Annotated in this window: 15 protein-coding genes; 11 read left to right on the forward strand and 4 right to left on the reverse strand. The window is 37.5% G+C overall.

Annotated elements, in window-relative coordinates:
- Positions 1-15: 15 nt before the first annotated feature.
- Positions 16-1,230 (reverse strand): pyridoxal phosphate-dependent aminotransferase, encoded by a 1,215-nt coding sequence (locus ACYVFA_RS03165; RefSeq protein WP_460470341.1) that lies wholly within the window; start codon positions 1,228-1,230, stop codon positions 16-18.
- A gap of 410 nt (positions 1,231-1,640) precedes the next feature.
- Between ACYVFA_RS03165 and ACYVFA_RS03170 the strand changes: the two genes are divergently transcribed.
- The gene (locus tag ACYVFA_RS03170) at positions 1,641-2,498 is read left to right on the forward strand and encodes a DUF4261 domain-containing protein (protein ID WP_460470342.1); all 858 of its coding nucleotides are present in this window, start codon (positions 1,641-1,643) and stop codon (positions 2,496-2,498) included.
- A 127-nt stretch (positions 2,499-2,625) separates the two neighbouring features.
- Here the strand turns inward: ACYVFA_RS03170 and msrA are convergent, their stop codons facing one another.
- Positions 2,626-3,189: a peptide-methionine (S)-S-oxide reductase MsrA gene (msrA, locus tag ACYVFA_RS03175; protein WP_460470502.1), complete on the reverse strand. Its 564-nt coding sequence runs from the start codon at positions 3,187-3,189 to the stop codon at positions 2,626-2,628.
- Between the two features lie 310 nt (positions 3,190-3,499).
- Positions 3,500-4,705 carry a serine hydrolase domain-containing protein gene (locus tag ACYVFA_RS03180; protein ID WP_460470343.1) on the reverse strand — a complete coding sequence of 402 codons (1,206 nt, stop codon included), beginning with the start codon at positions 4,703-4,705 and terminating at the stop codon, positions 3,500-3,502.
- A 132-nt stretch (positions 4,706-4,837) separates the two neighbouring features.
- Between ACYVFA_RS03180 and ACYVFA_RS03185 the strand changes: the two genes are divergently transcribed.
- The 4 genes from ACYVFA_RS03185 (at position 4,838) to gldJ (ending at position 11,221) form a co-directional block, all read left to right on the forward strand.
- Positions 4,838-5,299: an Lrp/AsnC family transcriptional regulator gene (locus ACYVFA_RS03185; RefSeq protein WP_460470344.1), complete on the forward strand. Its 462-nt coding sequence runs from the start codon at positions 4,838-4,840 to the stop codon at positions 5,297-5,299.
- 111 nt (positions 5,300-5,410) lie between these two features.
- The gene (locus ACYVFA_RS03190; protein WP_460470345.1) at positions 5,411-6,292 is read left to right on the forward strand and encodes a polyphosphate kinase 2 family protein; all 882 of its coding nucleotides are present in this window, start codon (positions 5,411-5,413) and stop codon (positions 6,290-6,292) included.
- Between the two features lie 195 nt (positions 6,293-6,487).
- A complete protein-coding gene (gene mfd / locus ACYVFA_RS03195) occupies positions 6,488-9,838 on the forward strand; it encodes a transcription-repair coupling factor (protein ID WP_460470346.1) in 3,351 nt (1,116 codons plus the stop codon).
- 96 nt (positions 9,839-9,934) lie between these two features.
- On the forward strand, positions 9,935-11,221 hold the full coding sequence (gene gldJ / locus ACYVFA_RS03200) for a gliding motility lipoprotein GldJ (protein ID WP_460470347.1): 1,287 nt from the start codon (positions 9,935-9,937) through the stop codon (positions 11,219-11,221).
- Between the two features lie 114 nt (positions 11,222-11,335).
- On the opposite strand, the gene ACYVFA_RS03205 is transcribed toward gldJ, so the two are convergent.
- Positions 11,336-12,022 (reverse strand): ComF family protein, encoded by a 687-nt coding sequence (locus tag ACYVFA_RS03205; RefSeq protein ID WP_460470348.1) that lies wholly within the window; start codon positions 12,020-12,022, stop codon positions 11,336-11,338.
- A gap of 36 nt (positions 12,023-12,058) precedes the next feature.
- On the opposite strand from ACYVFA_RS03205, the gene ACYVFA_RS03210 reads away from it, so the two are divergent.
- The 6 genes from ACYVFA_RS03210 (at position 12,059) to ACYVFA_RS03235 (ending at position 23,502) form a co-directional block, all read left to right on the forward strand.
- Positions 12,059-12,415: a hypothetical protein gene (locus tag ACYVFA_RS03210; protein WP_460470349.1), complete on the forward strand. Its 357-nt coding sequence runs from the start codon at positions 12,059-12,061 to the stop codon at positions 12,413-12,415.
- Positions 12,412-13,179 carry an exodeoxyribonuclease III gene (locus ACYVFA_RS03215; RefSeq protein WP_460470350.1) on the forward strand — a complete coding sequence of 256 codons (768 nt, stop codon included), beginning with the start codon at positions 12,412-12,414 and terminating at the stop codon, positions 13,177-13,179. The genes ACYVFA_RS03210 and ACYVFA_RS03215 overlap by 4 nt, the downstream gene beginning before the upstream one ends.
- A 159-nt stretch (positions 13,180-13,338) precedes the next feature.
- Complete coding sequence (locus ACYVFA_RS03220; protein ID WP_460470351.1) at positions 13,339-16,833, forward strand: DUF4175 family protein; 3,495 nt, start codon at positions 13,339-13,341, stop codon at positions 16,831-16,833.
- Positions 16,834-17,050: 217 nt separating this feature from the next.
- On the forward strand, positions 17,051-18,913 hold the full coding sequence (gene mnmG / locus ACYVFA_RS03225) for a tRNA uridine-5-carboxymethylaminomethyl modification enzyme MnmG/GidA (RefSeq protein WP_460470352.1): 1,863 nt from the start codon (positions 17,051-17,053) through the stop codon (positions 18,911-18,913).
- A gap of 74 nt (positions 18,914-18,987) precedes the next feature.
- Positions 18,988-20,613 (forward strand): Ig-like domain-containing domain, encoded by a 1,626-nt coding sequence (locus ACYVFA_RS03230; RefSeq protein ID WP_460470353.1) that lies wholly within the window; start codon positions 18,988-18,990, stop codon positions 20,611-20,613.
- 1,089 nt (positions 20,614-21,702) lie between these two features.
- Positions 21,703-23,502, forward strand: coding sequence for a tetratricopeptide repeat protein (locus ACYVFA_RS03235; RefSeq protein WP_460470354.1), 1,800 nt, complete (start codon positions 21,703-21,705; stop codon positions 23,500-23,502).
- The last annotated feature ends 94 nt before the right edge of the window (positions 23,503-23,596 follow it).

The raw sequence follows: 23,596 nt of genomic DNA on the forward strand, positions 1-23,596 counted from the left end.
CAGAGACTATGATTCTTATTTCAATGTAGCTAAAGCTGTTTTTACTCTGCTCATTGCTTCAGTAAGAGCTTCGTCAGAAGCCGCTGTTGAAATTCTTAAACATTTTGGTGCACCAAATGAGCCACCGCCTACCATAGCCACGTGTGCTGTTTCAAGTAACCACATACACAATTGGTCAGCATCATTGATAGTGATAGTACCATCTGATTTTCCGAAATAATAACTAATATCAGGGAAAGCATAGAATGCACCGTCTGGTACATTTACTTTCACACCCGGAATATCTCTCAATAATTTAATTACTAAATCTCTGCGGCGTAAGTATGCCAGTTTCATCATTTCCGGTGCCGACATATCTTCCCATGCCACTACCGCACCACGTTGCGAAATAGAACTTGTACCAGACGTTACCTGACCTTGTAGTTTTTCAACGCCATCAGCAATCCATTTAGCTGCTGCAATAAAACCTAAACGCCATCCAGTCATAGCAAAGCCTTTGGCAAAACCATTAACCGTAATTACGCGGTCTTTGATTTCTGGAATCGAACCGATGCTGAAATGTCCTTCCTGCGTAAAGTTGATGTATTCATAGATTTCATCTGCCAACACAAAAACATTCTCATGAAACTCAATTACTTTCGCCAGCGCTCTTAGTTCAGCTTCGCTGTATACTGAACCCGTAGGGTTGTTTGGAGATGCATACATCACTACCTTTGTACGATCAGTGATCGCGGCTTCCAATTGTTCAGGAGTCACTTTGAAATCGTTTTCAAAAGAACCTTCAACAATCACAGATTTACCATCTGCCAACTTTACCATTTCAGAATAGCTCACCCAATAAGGTGCAAGGATTACTACCTCGTCGCCCGGGTTTACTAAACATTGTATTACGTTTGCTAATGAATGTTTTGCTCCTGTAGAAACAACGATGTTTTCAGGCTTCCAATCCAGATTATTTTCACGCTTGAGCTTGTCTGCAATTGCCTTGCGGAGTTCTGGAATACCTGCTACTGGTGTGTAGTGGTGGAAACCGTTGTCGATAGCTGCCTTGGCAGCATCACAAATATGCTTTGGAGTTTTGAAATCTGGTTCTCCGACAGATAGGTTAATGACTTTGTGTCCCTGTGCCGCTAATTCGCGCGATTTTTTCGACATACCAAGCGTGGCTGATTCTTCCAACGCGTTGATTCTGTCAGCGAGTAGGTTCGCTGTTTCAACTAATGCAGACATGATTTTTTGAAATGAAAAGTATAAAAATGTTTACCTTTCAGCCATAAGTTCTTGCTTGAATATTGATAGCTAAGTACTTATCACTAAAATTCGGGTGCAAAATTAGTTTCTTTCTAAGAAAAATACCATCTTTTTCTATTGTTTTCGCATTTAACAATCTTTTGGTCTTATTTATTATCCCTTTTGAAAGTATATTACCCGTACTTATTCCTTAAATTATAAATCTATACTTTTAATACTTTTATAATTCCTTTTAAAAGTAAATAGCTTTCTTATGTATATGAAAATCGCTTTCTAGTAGAAATCTTAACAGGTATCGAAATTATTATTTTAGCTGGCAAATAAAACCCAGGATAGTAGTTAATAAAGCAAATTGTTAAATTGCATGATATAAACCTCTATTTTAAAACATGGGATTATTTGACATCTTCAAAAAGAAATCAGTAGAAGAACCTTCTCAACACACAGAAAAAGAACTAGTTCCGAACGAACCCACCTTACAATTCATAAGCTTGTTTTATGAAAACAAACCAGAACTTGATAAAGAAACGATTCTTTCAGAATTAAAGCTGAGATTCAGAAATGTTGAATCAACCGATAGCGAAGACTCGTTAGCCTTTTTCTTTTCTGACTATATGGTCAATTTTACTGATAACCCAGTTCCAGCACAGGGAGTAATTATTAACCCCGAATCTCAAATAAATTTAGATAGATTTACCAAAGCATTTCCACAATCATGGCATTGGTCTGACATAAAAGGTGTAATGGAGAAGTGTAACTTTGAAATCAACCTGACAGATTTGATGTCGAGAACTCTTCCTCATCAGGCAAGGTTAGATTTCTTTCAGAAATTTTTATGTGCGGTAGTAAAGGCTACTAAGCCTACCGTAATCTATTTCCGGAATAGTGAAAAGTTTATCAAACCAGATGATTTTCTTGAAGCCTGTGATAAGGAACAAGGCGATTTCTTACATGGCGCAATGAATATCCGATTGTTTAATATTGGTGATGGAGAAGTGTTAATGGATACATTCGGCCTCCATGCCTTTGGTATAGCAGACTTTGAGTGTAGATTCAGCAGAAAATATGACCCGGGTGAAATCGCAGGTGTACTCACCAACATTGCTTACTATGTTTTTGAAACAGGCGATTTTATCAGAAGCAATACAACGATTCAGGGAGTCGGCAAAAATCCAATCTGGAAAACACAATACAAAGAATCTATGGCTGAGCCTAAGCGCTTAGTGGTGAATGTGATTCCTAATTAATCTTTGTGGGGCGAAGTTTTACTTCGCCAAAATCCGGCAGGATTTTATAAAGGCCTCAGTTTTGTGAAATCAAAAGCCCTTTCCATCATATAACAGATAGAAAGGGCTTTCATTATCTAAGAATCTCTTACTGATTCTTCTTCGCCAATTTATCTTTAAATACCTTTTCAAATTTTTCTACTTTAGGTCTTACTACCATCTGGCAATAAGGCTGCGAACCATTCAGGTTATAATAATCCTGGTGGTAGTTTTCAGCTTTGTAGAAAGTCTGAGCCGGCTCAATGGCTGTTACGATAGGGGAGTTGAAAATACCTGCAGTATTTAACTCAGCTTTGTATTTTTCTGCCAGAGCTTTTTGTTTATCGTCATGATAAAAAACTACCGAGCGATATTGTGTTCCTACATCATTCCCTTGACGGTTCAATGTGGTAGGGTCGTGAGTTTTCCAGAAAACTTCCAGTAATTCTTCAAATGATATTTTCTGAGGATTGTAAGTAATTTCTGTAACCTCTACGTGACCTGTTAAACCTGTACAAACTTCTTTGTAAGTTGGGTTTTTACTTGCGCCTCCCATATATCCCGACTCTACTTTGGTCACTCCATCTAATCTCTGGAATACGGCCTCTACACACCAGAAGCAACCGGCGCCGAAGGTGGCAACAGCTTTATCTTGTTCTGTTTCTTGATTCATTATCGTTTCTTTTTTGTTGAATTTGTATCCTGATAGGGCAATGACGCCAATGGCCGCCCCCAATAAAATGATTGATTGTATCTTCATTAGTTTAACAAAATTTCTTGGTTGAACGTTTGACTATATAAACGAATTATAAACGATTTGAGTTTGCCTGGCTAAAATTGGGATAAACAAAATATAGATCAATAAGCCATTTATTCTTATTACAAACATACTACTTATCAACCATATTCAAATTAAATATTGAGAACTCATTTGTTACTTACGTGTCATTTATACTTATAACAAAATCGAGTTCCCGAAAGTATCAGGGGTTTGCCAGTGCATCTTTTATTTTCATACCCGTCTTATGAAGTTCATTATAAATACCATAAAAGTATTTTCCCATCTCTTTATCAGGTAGGGCAGTATTAGTAAATAAAATAACTGCTACTTCTTTCGAAAGGTCAGACAGCATTTCAGTTTTCAGTCCGGGGTCAGAACCGCCATGACCAATTCTTGTAGTATTTAACTTTGTAGACCAGAAGATTCCCGCGTTCTTTTCATTCAATTCTACGTTTTCAGGCTTATTACCTGCGGTATAATGGAACTTCAGCATTTCATCTACTGAGGTTTTCTTTAAAATTCTAATTCCTTTATATTGTCCATCATTTAGCAATGAAATAAAAAACTTTGATAGGTCTGAAACCGAAGTACGAACACCTCCATCAGGATATGTAATTTCACCATACAATTCTATATTCTCAATACTACCATTTTGTTTTTCATAAAGTTTTGAATGATTCGCCCGATTAATCTCAGAGAAAAACCAGCCTGTATTATTCATTTTCAATGGCTTGAAAATGTGCTGCCCGGTATATACATTCAGCTTTTTTCCGGTCACTATTTCAACAATATATCCGGCAAGGGCCGCTCCGATATTTGAGTATTCTCTATAAGTACCTAGTTTATGATTTAAGAAATTCTCTTTCGAATAGAATTTACCAGTTGGTTCAAAATAGCTCTTTAAGAAATCACCAAGTTTCACCGGAGAATCTCCACCATAATGATAAACACTGTCATAAGTAGGGTAAGCATCAGCAATACCAGAGGTATGTATGGCCAAATGTCGCAAAGTGATATTTTCATTCGGAAAATTGGGGTTAACTACTTTGAATGGAAGATATTGATTGATATCTTCATCCAGCGAAAGTTTCTTTTCTTCAACAGCTCGCATGAGCGCAACTCCTGTAAAAGTTTTACTGATAGAGCCAATATTCATAATAGTATTGGGTGTAAAAGGTTTGCCTGCTTCTTTGTCAGCATAGCCATAGCCTTTAATCCAAACAACCTCTTTATTAACTATAATAGCGGCCCCAAGCCCAACCATGCCCGATTCTTTCAGTTTGTCTTCTATAAAACTATCTAAAGGTTTTGTGATTGTCTCTACAGAAGGATTTGTAGTCTGAGAATTTGCCTTTAGGGCATAGAGAATAACAGCGCATAGCGCAACAATTGTAATGAGCGTTTTCATTTTGTTTTAATTTAAAATAGCTTTTCATAAAATACTGATGCAAAATTATACCTTGCCAAGTATATTTTTTGACTAAAATACATTTGCTCAACGCACAAATTAATTACATTTAGGCTGATAAACGAGTAAATTATGCAAGAGCTTGATGAGTACGACAAAAAGATATTGAATCAGCTTCAACAAAATAACAGAATAACAGCCGAAGAATTAGGCCATATGATAAATCTTAGCACGAGCGCGGTACAAAGAAGATTGAAGAAGCTTCGTGACGAGAAAGTGATAGAGGCCGATATATCTATAGTTTCGCCGAATGCGGTCGGAGTTAGTATTACCTGCATTGTTGATGTCACACTCCATTTAGGCAGTTCAAAAGTAGTTGATACTTTTAAGTCTCTTATTGCAACTTGCCCAGACGTAACCCAATGCTATTATGTAACTGGGGCTTACGACTTTGTAATTATCGTCAACACTACAGACATGAGGCATTATGAAGATTTCACAAAAAAATATCTGATGGATAACCTTGACGTGAAACAGTTTTATACACATGTTGTAATGGACAAAGTAAAAGTAGGGTATAAGGTGAATTTTTAATGGATTGATGAAAACTATGCTTTGCAAAGATTGTTCTATATAATGTACCTGACATTGGCGCATATTTCGTCTAAGTAAAATAAAAAAACTAGCCTTAAAATTTTAACACCTATGAAAAAAATTGACACCAATGATTTTGTATTTGACGGAGACGGAAAATTTTCTATCAACGATACTAAAACGAAAATTAAAGATTTTTATGAAGATAAAGAGGATTATGAAACTTCGTTAGCCGATTTGAATAAACAGATGGATGAGCTGCAAAGCATGATGTATGCGCATAATCGCTACGGTCTCTTAGTTATATTTCAGGCAATGGATGCAGCAGGAAAAGACGGAACTTTGAAAGCCGTTTTTTCAGGAGTGAACCCGCAAGGGTTGAATGTTCACTCTTTTAAACGCCCGACTGATACAGAACTAGAGCATGATTTTCTATGGCGTACGGTGCTAGACTTACCGAGTAGGGGAAGCATTACAGTTTTCAATCGTTCGTATTATGAAGAAGTACTGGTGGTAAAAGTTCATCCCGAAATTGTTACACAAGGCCAACGACTACCTATTGAGCTGACTGATGATTTAGATAAACTCTGGAAAAACCGTTATGAAGATATTAGCAATCTGGAAACTTACCTGCATCGCAACGGTATCAGAGTTGTAAAGTTTTTTCTGAATGTTTCGAAAGAAGAGCAAGCGGTAAGATTGATAGAGCGCATACAAGACCCAACCAAAAACTGGAAGTTTGACGAGCAGGATGTGAAGGAGAGAGGCTTCTGGAACGATTATCAACAAGCCTATGAGGATTTAATTAATGCGACCTCAACACATAAATGTCCCTGGCATATTATTCCGGCAGATGATAAGAAAAATATGAGGCTGATTGTAGCCAAGACGATTGTGAGTGAACTGAAAAAACTAAATATGAGTTATCCGGAATCTGATGAAGAGCGACATAACGAGCTGAAAAGCCTGATTCGTATCATCGAATCGCAATAATCTAAATATTCGCTATAAAATCTAATATTTAACAAAATACGATATAAATTAATTAAATTTCTGATTTTGAGAGGCATTTAACAAAGTATTAATACCGACAAAAATCAGTTTTGAGTTTATTTTTTAAATTTGTAAGAATATTCAGGACGCAGGAAAACCTTTTGCGTCCCTTTCTTATTTATAAAACTCTGAAAGGTGGAAGTAAAAGACTTATTAAAAATTTATAGTGAAGACGCTTTTATCCGCACGGCTGTCGAAAGCGTAAAGGCTAATAATCTCATACAACTCAAAGGATTTGCCGGAAGTCTGGATGCTATTTTTGCCAGTGTCAACTATCAGATAAATCCTCAGCACAATCTTTTTATACTGAATGATAAGGAAGACGCGGCCTATTTTTATAATGACTTACAAAATTTGCTGGGAGAAGAGCATGTATTCCTTTTCCCGATGTCTTATAAGAAACCTTATCAATATGAGGAGATTGATAATGCAAACGTACTCCAAAGGGCTGAAATCCTCAATCAATTGAATAATGAGAAGGCTAATCTGATGATTGTGACTTATCCTGAGGCACTCTCAGAAAAGGTAATCAATAAGAAATCACTCATTGCCAATACCCTTCAGGTAAAGATCGGAGAAAACTTCGACATCAATTTTATTTCAGAACTACTCATTGGCTACGATTTCGAAAGAGCTGACTTTGTTTACGAGCCGGGACAGTTCTCTATTCGTGGGGGGATAGTCGATATTTTCTCTTATGCGTCTGAATATCCTTATCGTATCGAACTTTTTGGCGATGAGATTGACAGTATACGTCTGTTTAACCCCGAATCGCAATTATCTATGCAATCGGTTAACCAGATTAACATTATCCCCGATGTTCAGAACAAATTAATAACAGAAACAAGAGAGACTTTTTTTAATTTTATTCGTAATACGAGTAATATATGGATAAAAGACGCAAGTTACTCTTTTGAAGTAATTGACGATTGCTTCAAGGTTGTTGAGCAGCATTTCCAGGAGATAGTCGGTAGAAGCGGAGGGATACAAGTCATAGAAAATCCTGAGGCCTTGTTCGAAACCCGCAGAGGTTTCCAGAACGAATTGAAGAAATTCAAAATCATAGAATTTGGCACTAAGAGTTATTATAAAGACGCTGAAAAATTAACTTTTCAGAGTAAAGCTCAACCTTCATTCAACAAGGATTTTAAGCGCCTGATTGATAATATCAAGGAAAATCAGTCGAAGCATTTTACTACTATTATATCGGCAGAATCATTGAAACAATTGAGCAGATTGAATGCCATTTTTGAAGAGATTGATCCTTTCACAAAATTCAATTCTTTACAAATGTCTCTACGCGGTGGCTTCATCGACGAGCAAACCAAGGTAGCCTTTTATACCGACCACCAGATTTTCGACCGTTACCACCGATTCAAGGTGCGCGATAAATTCAGCAAGTCTAAAGCCCTAACGATGAAAGAACTTAGGGCTTTGCAGACGGGTGATTTTGTAACACATATTGATTATGGTATCGGCCGCTTCGCCGGTCTGGAAAAAATAGTGGTTGGAGATAAAGAGCAGGAAGCTGTAAGATTGATTTATCGTGACAATGACATTCTCTTGGTCAACATTCACTCCCTCCATAAGATAGCTAAATACTCAGGTAAGGAGGGTACTCCTCCGGTTATGAGTAAGCTAGGTTCTGCCGAATGGGAGAACAAAAAATCAAGAGTCAAGAGACAGGTAAAAGACATTGCCAAAGAGTTGATAGGGCTTTATGCCAAGCGCCGTATGGCTCCTGGTTTTGCTTTTGCGCGAGACGGTTTTATGCAGGCAGAATTGGAGTCCTCATTCTTTTATGAAGATACTCCGGACCAGGCCAAAGCTACAGCTGATGTAAAAGAGGATATGGAAAAAGCCTACCCAATGGATAGGTTGGTTTGTGGTGATGTTGGTTTCGGAAAAACAGAAGTAGCCATTCGCGCAGCTTTCAAAGCAGTAGCCGATAGCAAGCAGGTGGCTGTTCTGGTACCTACTACTATTCTGGCCATGCAACACCATAAAACCTTCGCCGAGCGCCTTTCAAAACTGCCAGTGAATGTAGATGAGATTAGCCGTTTCAGAACTACCAAAGAGATTAATGAAACCCTGAAAAAACTCAAAGAAGGAAAGATAGATATTCTGATTGGCACGCATCGTATATTAAATAAGGATATAGAGTTTAAGGATCTAGGCTTATTGATTATTGATGAAGAGCAGAAGTTTGGCGTAAAAGCCAAAGACCGATTAAAAGAAATGAAATTGAATGTTGATGTGTTGACGCTCACAGCTACACCTATCCCAAGAACTTTGCATTTCTCTTTAATGGGCGCTCGTGACTTATCAGTGATTTCTACGCCTCCGCCAAACCGCCAGCCTGTTACTACCGAGGTTCATATATTTAAAGAAGAGTTTATTCGTGACGCTATCAGCTATGAATTGAAGCGTGGCGGGCAGGTTTATTTTGTACATAACCGTGTGAATGATATTGAATCAATCGCTAATATTATCTTACGATTAGTGCCTGATGCCAAAATCGGTATTGCTCACGGGCAGATGGATGGTGACAGATTAGAGAAGGCCATGATGAAATTTATTGAGGGAGATTATGATGTATTAGTTTCCACGAACATCATTGAGTCTGGACTTGATATTCCAAATGCGAATACGATTATCATTAATCAGGCACAAAACTTTGGTATGTCTGATTTGCACCAGATGAGGGGTAGGGTAGGACGTTCAAACCGGAAAGCTTTCTGTTATTTACTCACTCCACCCACTTCTGTTCTTTCAAGCGACGGTCGTAAACGTTTACAAACTTTAGAAGAGTTCTCAGATTTAGGGGATGGCTTTAAAGTTTCTATGCGAGATTTGGATATCAGAGGGGCAGGAAATCTACTCGGTTCAGAGCAAAGTGGGTTTATTAATGACTTAGGTTATGAGACTTACCATAAAATATTAGATGAAGCTGTACAGGAACTAAAAGAAAATGAGTTCAAAGACTTATTCATGAAAGAAATGACGGGCTCTTCGGCTACTTTACACCTACCAGATTGCCAGATTGAAACTGATTTACAGATTATTATACCAGAGAATTATGTAAGTAATATCTCTGAAAGACTTTCGTTGTATAATCAACTGGATAATATTGAGAAAGAGGCTGAGCTACAGGAATTCCAGAAATCTATCGTTGACCGATTCGGCCCAATGCCGCAGGAAGTGGAAAATTTAGTTAAAATGGTGAGAATCAGATGGAAAGCCGAGCAGTTAGGATTTGAAAAATTAACTTTAAAAAACAATATCCTAAAATGCTATTTCGTTTCATCAGAGAAAACAGAATATTTTCAGGCAGATAAGTTTGGCAGAATTCTTGAGTATATTAAAAATAATCCAAAAAGATGTTCGCTAAAGGAAATTAAAACTAAGCTTCTTCTTACTGTTGAAAATACGCAAAGTATCGACGATTTAGATAAACTATTGTGTGGATTTGTCGGGAAAGAGTAATCTTCCTTAAATTATTGATTCTTAAGATATTAAGATATTTACATCAAATAACCTATTTTTGCAAAACGAATTCTATTAACAAAAATCATTCCGAAAATGAAAAGAATACTTTTTAGTTCGATTACGGGTGCGTTGGCTTTTGCGCTTATCCTGAGTGGCTGTTCGAGCAAAAAAAGAACGAGTATCGACCCGGGTCGTAGCAGTACTGCAACCGGGATTGCCTATTCTAAAGACAACAAAGGTAAAAAACCTAAAAAAGGACAAGCTGCACAAGCAGATGGTTTTCAGGTAAATGCTTTTAAAGGTCAGCCTGCAGGTCCAAACTTAGTATATATTGAGGGGGGACGTTTTACGATGGGAACTGTGGAAGAGGATGTTACCTACTCACGTGATAACCTGGAAAGAACTGTAACCGTTTCTTCATTCTATATGGATGAAACTGAAATTACTAATCTACACTGGCTTGAATATTTACATGCTATTCAAAAGGATTCTTCGCAGGAATTTTATGAAACAGCCTTACCAGATACAACTGTTTGGATGAACAAACTATCGTTCAATGACCAGTTCACTGAGCAATATCTTCGTTACCCAGGTTTCAGAATGTATCCGGTTGTAGGTGTTTCATGGGTACAAGCCTCTGATTATTGTAAATGGAGAACAGGCGCTGTGAATGGTGAAATGGCCGTTCGTTTTGGTCCTAAAGCAAAAACATCTAAAAAAGACAGAAGTGCACCAACTACCGATGCGCCACAAGCTAAAACTGGTGGTCGTTTAGCCATTGAAACAGGTAATGTATTGCCTGGATACCGTCTTCCAACAGAAGCAGAGTGGGAATATGCAGCAAAAGCCATGATTGGTACACAATATATGGACGAAAACCAATCTAGCCAACGTATTTATCCTTGGGATGGTTCTTCTATGCGTAAGCCTAAAGGTGGACAAAAAGGAACTATGTTAGCGAACTTCAAACGTGGTCGTGGTGACTTCGCTGGTATTGCCGGACACCAGAATGACGGTGGTATCATCACTATGGAAGTTTATGAATTCCCTGCAAATGACTTTGGTTTATATAATATGGGTGGAAACGTAAATGAGTGGGTATATGACGTGTATCGTCCGAACTCTTTCCAGGATATGAACGATTTGAACCCAATCCGTCGTAGCGATTATCTGGATGAAGAAAGCCTATATGACAAAAAAGGCTTCAACTCTTTGATTGACAACAAACTACGTGTGTATAAAGGTGGTTCTTGGAACGATGTAGCTTACTGGTTGTCTCCAGGTACTCGTCGTTACTTAGACCAGGATTCATCTACTGCCACTATCGGTTTCCGTTGCGCAATGATTGCAATTGGTCCTAAAGGCAAACGTAAATTGTAAGATCCGAATTACTGACCATAGAAAAGCCCTTTCTCACGAAAGGGTTTTTTGTTTTATAGAGCCTTCGCTTTTTTATCTGATTGAAAAGGTTTTGCGCATTAAATGATAACAAAATTAATCTGCAATAGCAATTGTTATCACCGAAACCTCTGCACAACCGCTCTCTAATAAAGTTTTAGCAAAAGATTCTATCGTGGAACCTGTGGTTAAAACGTCGTCTACAATAGCTACTCGCTTATTTACGAGCTTTTTTGTGTCTGTAATTTCAAAAGCATCTTTCACATTCATAAATCGTTCAAAGCGGTTTTTCTTAGTTTGTGTATCAGTATTCACTACTTTCTTTGCTATCGTTGTATCATAAGGCACTTCTAAAACCTTAGAAAGACCCTCGGCAATGCAATTGGCCTGATTATAGCCTCGTTGCTTTTCTTTCTGCACATGAAGTGGTACGCCAATTAATAAATCTATATTTTTATCAAAGTTAGCAGCTTTTAAATCCTGCCCATATAATTCTCCTAACATCACACCTAGCTCCGGCTTATTCTTATATTTTAGTTGATGCAGTAAGTGTTGAACCTTACTTTTCTTCGAAAATCTGAGATAAGCGATGGTATGTGAAATAGTAGTTTTTCCCCAGAAACGTCTTTCGATTAATTCGTCAGCTTGTAGATGTACGTTTGTTCTGGGTAAACTAACGAGACATTGGGTACAAATCAGTTTTTCTCCTCCTAAAAGCGGTTCTCCACAGGCATCGCACGTTTTTGGATAGATTATATCTATTAAATGAGTAAACCATTTCATACGCTTTCGTTAAGTTTGTATATAAAAAAATTGAGAATGGTAGAAGAAGACAAATTAAAAGAAAACTGGCAAACATTATTATTATTTCTGAAACAAAATCTCGGAAAGAAACCTGTCGATTTAAACGGTGTATTATTTGTAATAGGTGTACAAGAACTAGGGCAGGGGAAAAAGTTTTTCACAAAAGAAGAAAAACAAGACCTGATGCACATTGCTATCTGTAAAGTTTTAAGCTATGGCGGATATTACGAATTAGAAGGTAAAGACGAAGCAGGCTGGCCTCATTGGAAATTAATACAACCTTTACCGAGTTTTGATTTATTAGCTCAGGAGAAACTACTTAAACACTTTGTAATAGAGTATTTCAGAAAAGAAGTCGGACTACACATATGAAACTTATCAGCTACAACGTAAATGGCATTCGTGCCGCCATCAATAAGGGATTTTTGACCTGGCTTGAAACACATCAACCTGACGCTATCTGTCTTCAGGAGATCAAACTGGCAGAAACAGAGCTGGTTGCTCCGAAATTTGAAGCAATGGGATTTCATTGCTATTGGTATCCTGCACAAAAACGTGGATACAGTGGGGTGGCAATCCTCTCAAAAGTAAAACCTTTGCATGTAGAATACGGCATGGGAATACCAGAATTTGATTTTGAAGGCCGAATGATTCGTGCCGATTTTGAGAATTTCTCGTGGGTTTGTACTTATTTCCCCTCAGGAACCTCAGGTGACGAACGCCAGGGAATAAAAATGAAATTCCTGGAAGACTTTTTCGTTTATATTGAAAAACTCAGCAAGAGCCATCCAAACCTTGTCCTTAGCGGAGACGTAAACATCTGTCATCAGGAGATAGATATCCATAATCCTAAGGCAAATGCAAAATCGTCAGGCTTTTTGCCAGAAGAACGGGCATGGGTTGGCAGGTTTCTTGATGAAGGTTATATTGATACTTTCAGGCTTTTTAATCAGAGTCCTCATAATTATACCTGGTGGTCTGTAAGATTTGGGGCTCGTGCCAAAAATTTAGGCTGGCGTATCGATTACCATTTTGCTTCTAAATCGTTACAACTTAACTTAAAAAGTGCTGCCATTTATCCGGAAGTATATTTTTCTGATCATTGCCCGATTGAGCTTTGTTTAACGTTTGCTTAAGCCTGACATTAAAACCTGCTTATTTATTGTGGCTGACAGAATAAATGCCCATTTGTGAGAATAAATCGCGTTTCCGTATACTTTGTCTTCTTATGTTATTGTGTAATGACATAAGAAGACATTATAAATTGAAAATCCTTAATCTTTTATTATACAATCATGTCAACTTCAGTTAAAGCTCTTTTTGAGAAAATTGATGAATACAAACGTCAGTATTACAAAAACCTCTTGATTAAAGGTTCTTTGTTTACCTTGGCTTTGTTGTTATCTTCTTTTCTCTTACTCAATACCATTGAGTATTTCGGTCGTTTTAGCTCTGTTATCAGAGGTGCTTTACTTTTTGCATTTATAGGAGTAGCGCTTTACTCGCTTATTTTCTGGGTAATCAAGCCAATCCTGTATCTGTTACATTTCAATGAACCACTTACTTATGAAAAAGCAGCTAACGAAATTGGTAAGTTTTTCCCTGAGGTAGGGGATAGGCTTTTAAACACGCTTCAATTAGCACAGTTTTCAGAAAGAGAAAACGCCTTATTGCAAGCCAGTATTGACCAGAAATCGCAGGATTTAAAATTCGTCAGATTTGCTGATGCTGTTAAATTCAGCGAAAACAAGAAGTATCTGAAATACGCCATACCTCCACTGGTATTGGTATTGTTGATTGCGGCTGTTTCGCCCAAGTTTTTCAAGAATAGTACCGAAAGAATCGTGTACTTCCAGAAAGACTTTGCCGAAGAAGCGCCTTTCAAGTTTCAGATAACTAACGAAGAACTGAAAGCAGTAAAAAACGAAGATTATGTACTGAATCTTAAACTGATAGGCAATGCTGTGCCGGAAGCCGTTTATCTGGTAGCCAATGATAGAAAGTTTAAGATGAGCTCGGCTGATAGCAAGAATTATTCATTTACTTTCTCGAAAGTACAGAATCCGGTTGATTTCCATTTCTTAGCTTCCGGCTTTAAATCAAATGAGTTCGAATTGGAATTGATTAGTCGTCCAAACCTGCTTTCATTCGATGTAGCACTCAATTACCCATCATATCTCAATAAATCAAATGAGGCTTTTAGTAATGTAGGTAATCTGGTAGTACCAGAAGGAACTACTGTTCAGTGGAATTTTAAAGCAATTAATACTGATTCATTGTATTTAAGTTTTGACAACGAAGGTAAAGTAGGAGCGAAGGATGGTTTCGGAGATAATTTCTCTTACGTGAAACGCCTGAAAAACTCTTCTTCTTACCAGATACATCTGAAAAACGAATTCAGTAGTAATCGCGAAAATGTTGATTTCTATATCAATGTCATTCCAGACCGTTATCCACAGATTCAATTAGAGCAGTTAAAGGACTCTACACTCTTCAATTATATCGTATTAGGTGGAAATATTACCGATGATTATGGTTTATCTCAATTCAAGCTTTTCTATAAAGCTATAAGAGATAATAATCAGAATCAGCCATTTGCTTCTGCTGATGTAGCATTCAATAAATCACAGGTGTCTCAAAGCTTCTATTATCAGATGCCTTTAGCAGACCTGCAATTGAATCCAGGAGATAAAGTTGAGTATTACCTTCAACTATGGGATAACGACGGCGTAAACGGCTCAAAAAGCACCAAAACGCCTACCATGACACTCGCACTACCTTCTGCTAAAATGTATGATGCTGAAATAGAAAAAGCGACTGAGAAAACCGAGGATATGTTGGAGAAGCTAAACGAGAAATCGAAGAAACTGAAAACCGAATTGACTAATCTGGAGAATCGCTTGAAAAGCAAAAAGGATTTAGATTTCCAGGAGAAGAAACAATTGGAGGAATTAATTCGTAAACGCGACGATTTAAACAATGAGTTGAAAAACCTGCAACAGCAATTCGATGAAATGCAGGAAAAGGCTAATCGTTTTCAACAACAGAGTCCGCAATTGCAGGAGAAAATGCAACAGTTGAAAAAGCTGATGAATGAGTTGATGAACGACGAAACCAACAAGATGTATGAAGAGCTGAAAAAACTATTGGATAAGGATATGGACGAAAAGACCATTGAGCAATTGGAGAAGCTGAAAAATAAGGAACGTAATATGGATAAAGAGATTGACCGTACCTTGAAACTATTCAAACAATTACAATTGCAACAAAAGGTTGAGAAGACTGCAAAGGAATTGGAGAAATTAGCTGAGAAACAAGATAAACTTGGCGATGAAACCCAAAAGCAGGAGCAGTTGAATAAAGAAAAAGACGCTGCCAATAAGGATAAAGAACAAGGAAAAGATAAAGACAAGGAGCAGTCTAAAGATAAGTCTGACGAAAACAAAGATGGTAAAAAAGACGATTCTAAGGATGGAAAGAAAGATGATTCTAAAGATGGAAAGAAAGACGATTCTAAGGATAATAAAGACCAGAATCAGGATGGTAGCAAGGATAAAAGTGATGAATTGAAAAAAGAGCAGGAAAAGCTTTCGAAGGAGTTTGAGGATATGAAAGAAAAGATGAAAGATATTGAGCAATTAAGCAAAGATCTTAAGAAAGATTTAGACCCTCAGAAAGAAGATCAGGAAGAGATTTCGAAAGAACAGAAGAATGCAGAGAAACAACTCGACCAAAAGCAGAATAATTCGGCCTCAAAAAGCCAGAAGAAAGCGGCTAATAAAATGAAGCAGATGGCGCAACAAATGTCTGAATCTATGCAAAGTCAGGAAATGAAAGAGATGGATGAAGATATAGACGCACTGAGAGCCATTTTAGAGAACCTGGTGAAGCTTTCTTTCGATCAGGAGGGATTGATGAAGGATTTCAGAAATATGACGGTTTCAGACCCTAGATTCGTGAAACTCTCACAAGATCAATTAAAGTTGCAGGATGACGCTAAAATCATCGAAGATAGTCTTTATTCATTGGCGAAACGTGTGATGCAGATTCAGTCGTTTATTACAAGAGAGGTAACTACCATGCGTAACTCAATGGACGAAAGTGTGAAGTTTATTAAAGAAAGAAAATTGAACGTGGCATCAGCTAAACAACAGTTTGCGATGACATCCATCAATAATCTAGCTTTAATGCTCAGCGATACCTTTAATCAGATGCAGCAAATGATGGCTAATGCAATGCCGGGTAGTGGAAGTAAAGGCAAAAAGAGTAAGAATCCTTCACAAATGCCATTAGGCGAAATGCAACAAAAGCTGAATGAGGGTATGCAAAAAATGGGAGAGGGTAGCAAGTCAGGCAGACAGATGTCGGAACAGGCTGCCAAATTAGCGCAGGAACAAGCGAGACTCCGCAAGATGATTCAGCAATTGCAAGAAGACTTAAAAGGCACAGAAGCCGGTAAGAAGCTAGGCAATGAGCTGAAAGAGTTGGAAAAGAAAATGGATGAGAACGAAACTGATTTAGTGAACAAACGCGTGAACCCTGACTTAATAAAACGTTCGAAAGAATTACAGACCCGTTTGTTAGAAGCAGAGAAAGCTATTAAGCAACAGGAGGAAGATCCAACTCGACAGTCTCGTACAGCACAGCAGTTTAACCGTCAGGCACCGCCATCTATGGAGAAGTTCTTACAGGAGAAAGTGAAACAAGTGGAATTAATTAGAACAGTTCCGCCTAATTACACACCATTCTATAAGAAACAAACCGATAATTATTTCAGAAAAATTAAGTAATTATATTTATTCGTAAATTTGTAAGGACGCTCTAATGAGCGTCCTTTTTATTTTCATAGAGAACCTTCTTTCGGGGTCAAGCGTTTTATATCTTTCACCCCGAATAAGTTCGGAAGAATTTCATCCAAAAGTATATACCAAATTTTCTGTTCCACGTGGAACCCGCATTATTTCCACGGCCAAAAAGTTTCACGTGGAACCATAAACAATTTTAACAATGTTTCCAGAATATGATGTCATAGTAGTAGGGGCAGGCCACGCCGGATGCGAAGCCGCATCAGCCGCAGCCACTATGGGTTCGTCTACACTATTGATAACAATGAATATGCAGACCATTGCACAGATGTCTTGTAATCCGGCAATGGGTGGGGTAGCTAAAGGACAAATCGTTCGCGAAATAGACGCTTTAGGAGGTAGATCAGGAATCATTAGTGATAAGACTATGATTCAATTCAGAATGCTGAACAGATCGAAAGGGCCGGCTATGTGGAGTCCAAGATGCCAGAGTGACCGAATGCTTTTCGCTCAAGAGTGGAGAGATACGTTGGAAAGTATCCCAAATCTGGATATTTGGCAAGATATGGCAGTAGGCATCTTAGTAGAAGATAATCGGGCAGTAGGAGTAAAAACTTCTATGGGGGTCGAAATAAGAAGTAAGTCTGTGGTATTAACTAATGGAACATTCCTGAATGGAAAGATACATATAGGCGAGAAAACATTCGGAGGCGGTAGAACAGGGGAGAAGGCAGCTCATGGAATTACTGAACAATTGGTAGAATTAGGGTTCGAATCTGGGAGGATGAAAACCGGAACACCGCCAAGAGTAGATGGAAGATCGCTAGACTGGAATGAAATGGAAGAACAAAAAGGAGATGAAAATCCTGAAAAGTTTTCTTATACAGATACTCCAAGATTGGCTAAACAAAGAAGTTGTTATGTAACCTATACAAACGAACAGGTTCACCAAACGCTTAGAAAAGGCTTTGACCGATCTCCGATGTTTAGTGGAAGAATCAAAGGCTTAGGCCCCCGTTACTGTCCATCAGTAGAAGATAAGATTAATCGCTTTGCAGATAAAGACCGTCATCAGATATTTGTAGAGCCAGAAGGATGGAATACGGTAGAGATGTATATCAATGGTTTTTCGACTTCTTTGCCTGAAGATATACAGTATGAAGCATTACGTTTGATACCCGGCTTTAAGAATGCCAAGATGTTCAGACCTGGATATGCTATAGAATACGATTTTTTCCCACCGACTCAGCTCAAACTGACTCTGGAAACTCACCTGATTGAAAACCTTTTCTTTGCCGGACAAATCAACGGAACTACTGGATATGAAGAGGCTGCATGCCAGGGTTTGATAGCGGGTATCAACGCGCATAATAAAGTAAAAGAAAAAGAGGCTTTTGTCTTGAAACGTAATGAAGCATATATCGGAGTATTAATAGATGATCTGGTAAATAAAGGTACAGATGAGCCTTATCGCATGTTTACTTCACGAGCAGAGTTTCGTACCCTTTTAAGACAAGACAATGCCGATATCCGCCTAACACAAAAAGGTTATGATTTAGGCTTGGCTTCTCAAAACCGTCTGGAGAGAATGATTGAGAAAAGAGAAGAATCTGAGAAACTTATCAAGTCTTTAAGAGAAATGAAAGTTACGCCTGATCAGGCTAATGGTTTCCTGGAATCGATAGAATCAGCAGGTCTGAGAGAAAAGTCTTCTTATTATAGTATTTTGAAAAGACCAGAGATTGAGCTTGACCATATAAAAAATCTGAGCGATGAAATAAAAACGCATCTAAGCAGTTATGATGATGAGGTATTAGAGCAAGCAGTAATTCATGTGAAATACGAAAGTTATATCGAGAAGGAACTATTAATGGCAGAGAAGATGGCGAAGTTGGAAAATCTGACTATTGTGCCAAACATTGATTATGATAAACTCACCTCTATATCAATAGAGGCCAGACAAAAACTTAAGAAGATGAAACCTCAGACATTGGGACAGGCCTCACGAATAAGTGGCGTTTCACCAGCAGATATATCCGTCTTGATGGTTCACCTCGGAAGATAAGAACTATTAAATTTTCTTAATTACCCTCAAATATCATTTGGGGGTTTTATTTTTGAAGTTCAAATCAAAGAAGCATGTTAAAGAAGAATTTGTATAGAATAGCACCATTTTTAATTATCAGTAATTTCTTATTGAGCTGTGCTCAGTTTGTTCCACCAACTGGAGGGAAAAGAGATGAAATTCCTCCGAAACTAGTTAAAACTATTCCTGAGAACAAGCAGACAAATTTTAAAGGTAATCAGATAGAACTCTATTTTGATGAATTAATTGATGCTACCTCTTTACGCCAGGAGCTGGTGATTATTCCTGAACAGGAAGGATACTTTGATGTGAAACAAAAATCGAATGGTGTAATTCTGAAATTTGATAAGCCTTTCAAAGACAGTACTACCTATACCCTCAATTTTAAAAAAGGGATAAAAGACCTGAACGAAAGAAATGAAGCATTGAATTTAAAACTGGCATTCAGTACAGGTCCAAAGATTGACTCACTAGAATTATCAGGAAATGTAAAGAATCTATTCACGAACCAGCCGATTTTAGAGGCACAGGTTTCTCTATATCAAGTACAGGATTCTTTAAATCTGAAAAAGACAAAACCAAATTACTTCTTAAAGACTGACTCAAGCGGAAACTTTAAGTTTGAAAATCTGAAAAAGGGAAGATATAGATTGTATGCTTATACCGATAAGAATAGCAATCTAAGATTCGACAGTAAATCAGAATTGATTGCTTTTGTAAAGGATACCATTAAACTGGATTCAAATATATCAAATGTGGACTTAGCCTTATACATGGCCAATAATGATAAGCCTAAAAATCAGAAGACTTTACAAAGGGCGGAAGACTTTACAGTAATTTATGATAAAAACATCAAGACGTATAGCGTTGCTTTTGTAAACCCTGCAGATAGTCTCCCTTACTCTGCGCGTAGAAATGAAATAAAGTTTTATAATATTCCTTTAAAAACAGATACAGTCAAAGTAAATATTACAGTAAGAGATTCAGCAGATAATGAGCTGACACATCTACAGAAAATCAAATTCAGAGATGCACAGAGAAAAACGAAAACCAAGCAGGATAATTTTGCATTTCAGACCGACCCTAAATCAAGAGAACCAGTAGAAAAAAATCTCGTTTTAGACATATACTTTGATAACCCAATTGCGAAAACAGATTTCAGCAAAATCAAACTTTTAAGTGATACCATAAAGAATGAACCATTGGATGAAAAAGCGCTATCGTGGAATATCTATAAAACCCAGCTAAAAATCACAAAGGAGATTTCGGCCACAAGAGAAATAAAACTCGAATTCAAGACAGGAGCGTTTATGGATATTAAAGGAGATTCGAGTGAGGCAGTAACCCTGAGAAATCCGATTTTAAAACCCGAAGATTATGGCATTGTTGAGGGAAGTATAGAAGGAAATAAAGATAATAAAATCGTACAATTGGTTGACGAGAATTATAAAGTAGAGGCCGAGCAAAAAACAAAAGATAATAAATTCAATTTCTTGAACGTGAAACCCGGAGCGTATCTCATAAGAATCATAGTTGATAGTAATGGAAACGGTCAATGGGATTACGGAAATGTAGAGAAAGATATAGAACCTGAAAAGGTCTACTTTTCAGAAGAAGTTATCCGAGTCAAGGCCAATTTTGAATTAAGAGGCATTAAACAAACAATTCCAGAGAAGTAGGTTTTTCCTACTTCTTTTTTTATGTCTTATAAATTGAAGACAGAGCTCCATGAGATTATACTATGTTACGATTTTTCAAATCGTTCTTTGGGTTAAAGAAATAACCTTTTATCTGCTTTATAAGAACTTTCTTCTTTATTTCAATTAATTCATATTCATTTTGATTAAGCTTCTCATAATAACTACTATCGGGAAATCTATTTTCTAGGTAAAAAATACGAACGCGCTTGGGGCTTCTACTTCGCTCACCGGGCTAGGCGCGTTAAATTAATACATATTGGTATTACGAGTTTATTAGATACATTGATATAAAAGTAGAAATTATTTTAAGTACAAGGGTATCTCAAATCGATGGCTGAGCGGAGCGGCCGCCGCTGAGGTCAAAGCCCAGATTAGGTACAAATCTTAAAACTATAATTTCTTCAATACAATCAAGAATAGTAATATAGAATTCAATCTCATCAATTCTAAATTCATTAATCCTTCCACATCTTATACTATATAAATTAACTATTACTTCATATATATAATACGCCCACAATATATATTGAAATACCCATTTCCCTAATCCACCAACCTAATCAACCAATCCACAATCACACCCCTCAAAAACCAAAATCCCCCCTCTTTTCCACCAAAAAGTAAAAGGTCAATTCAAAATAAAAAATATCCAAAAAAATCTGTGGACAAATATGTGGATAGCAATGGGATATTGTGAACTACACGGTGGAGGGGGCTGTGGAGAATTGAATAGAGATAGTGGAAAGAATAGTTAGGCTGTGGATTAAGCCCCAAACTATGCCTTTTTCCTCAATTCACACCAAGTGGATTAACGTGGAAACACTATGTGGATAGAGCAATGATCTATCCACACAAATTATTTTCAGGCGAATGTAAATAAGTGGTATTAGAATTGATTATCAATAAAATAAGTGTGGATGAGCATAATAAAACTGTGGAAAAACAGATTATTTATGTGAATACTTGGAAAGCCATTATCCACAGATTATATTTATTCACATTTCCACAGGGCTAATAATTTAAAACAACAATAAAATATTAATTAATTTTTATTTTTTTTATAAAAGCATGAAGAGGTATCTGTTACTTGTTTTGATGATGATCATCGGAGTAAGTCTTAAGGCTCAAGACCTTGAATTGGCCAACGAATATTTCAAACAGGGAGAATATGAAAAAGCCAAAGAGATTTATGTAAAGTTGTCGAAGGATAAAAATACGGTCAGGCTTGTCCACACAAATTATCTACAAACGCTTTATAAATTAAAAAACTGGGACGAGGCCGAAAAATTTCTCAAACGCGAGATTAAGGCAAATGACAATGTCATTACCTACAAGGCAGACTATGCGCTTTTGCTTGAAATGACAGGCAAGATTGACGAATCTCAGAAAGAATTCAACAATGTGATTGAGCTGGCGGCAAAGTCGGACGGAACGCTGTATGAAATGCAGGACTTCCTGTATCGTAACAGCAAAACCGAGCAGGTAATTCAATTGTTGAAAAAAGGCAGAGAGAACGCCAAAGACGATAATAAGTACGCTATTTTCTTTGCCAGAGCCTATCTGTACAACGGTCAAAAAGAGCCGATGATAGATGAAATGTTGAAATATGGTCTGACAGAAGGCAACACAGATTACGTAAAAGCGACTTTCCAGGACAATCTGAAAACAGATGCCGAAATAGATATGCTCGAAAAGGTGCTTTACAGCAAGGTACAGAAGTTTCCGAATGAGCAATACTATGCTGATATGCTTATCTGGCATTTGATTCAACAGAAAGAGTTTTACAAGGCTTTTGTGCAAACCCGTGCGTTAGACAGAAGATATAAACTGGAAGGACAAAGAGTTTTTGAACTGGCACAAACGGCTTTGGTGAATAAAGATTACAAGAACGCTATTCAGATGTACGAATACGTAATGAAAGAGTACCCTGCAGGCCAATATTATCCTTATGCCAGACGCAATGCCATCTTCTGCAAGGAAGAAGTCATTAAGACCACTTATCCGGTCGATTTGGCTTCGATAAGAACGTTGATTAAGGATTATCAGAATCTCTTCATAGATCTGGGGCAGAATCAGAAAACAATGGAAGCTATGCGAAATACAGCACAGCTCTATGCCTTTTATCTGAACGAAAGAGATACAGCCATTACTGTACTTGAAAAAGCCATCAGTATTGCCGGAGGAGATATTAATTTCAGAGATAAATGTAAACTGGACTTAGGCGATATTTATATTTTGAGAAACGAGCCTTGGGAGGCGACCTTGCTTTATTCGCAAGTGGAGAAATCTCAAAAAGAAGATATGCTGGGCCAGGAAGCAAAATTGAAAAATGCGAAATTGCATTACTACAATGGCGAATTCGACTTATCAAAAGAGATTCTTGATATCCTGAAAAAAGCCACAACCCGAGAGATAGCCAATGATGCCATGCAATTGAGTTTATTAATTCAGGATAATATCGGGCTTGATACAACAGAAGCAGCCATGCGTGAATATGCAGCGATCGACTTATTGCTCTTCCAGAACAAAAATCAGGAAGCATTGACTGCTCTGGATAACGCTTTTCAGAAGTATAAAAGTCACAGCTTAGCGGATGAAATTCTCTGGTTACGCGCCAATACCTACATGAAGATTAATCAGCCTAATAAAGCATTAGACGATTTAGAGTTATTGCGCAAAAACTATAATTACGATATATTGGCTGATGATGCCCTGTTTCTTGAAGCAAGAATCTATCAGGAGAAATTAGGTCAGAAAGACAAGGCGATGGATTTATATCGTCAAATCCTTCAGAACTTCCCTGGAAGTATCTATAGTGCTGAAGCCAGAAAAAGATTCAGAAATCTGAGAGGTGACACAATAAACTAGGGGTTTTCCACATTAATATTGTTAATAAGTCTCATAACCTTCTGGCTTGTGAGACTTATTTGTTAAAGTATTGTTAAGCCAACCTCAACGCACC

This window comes from Emticicia fontis (assembly GCF_054779675.1).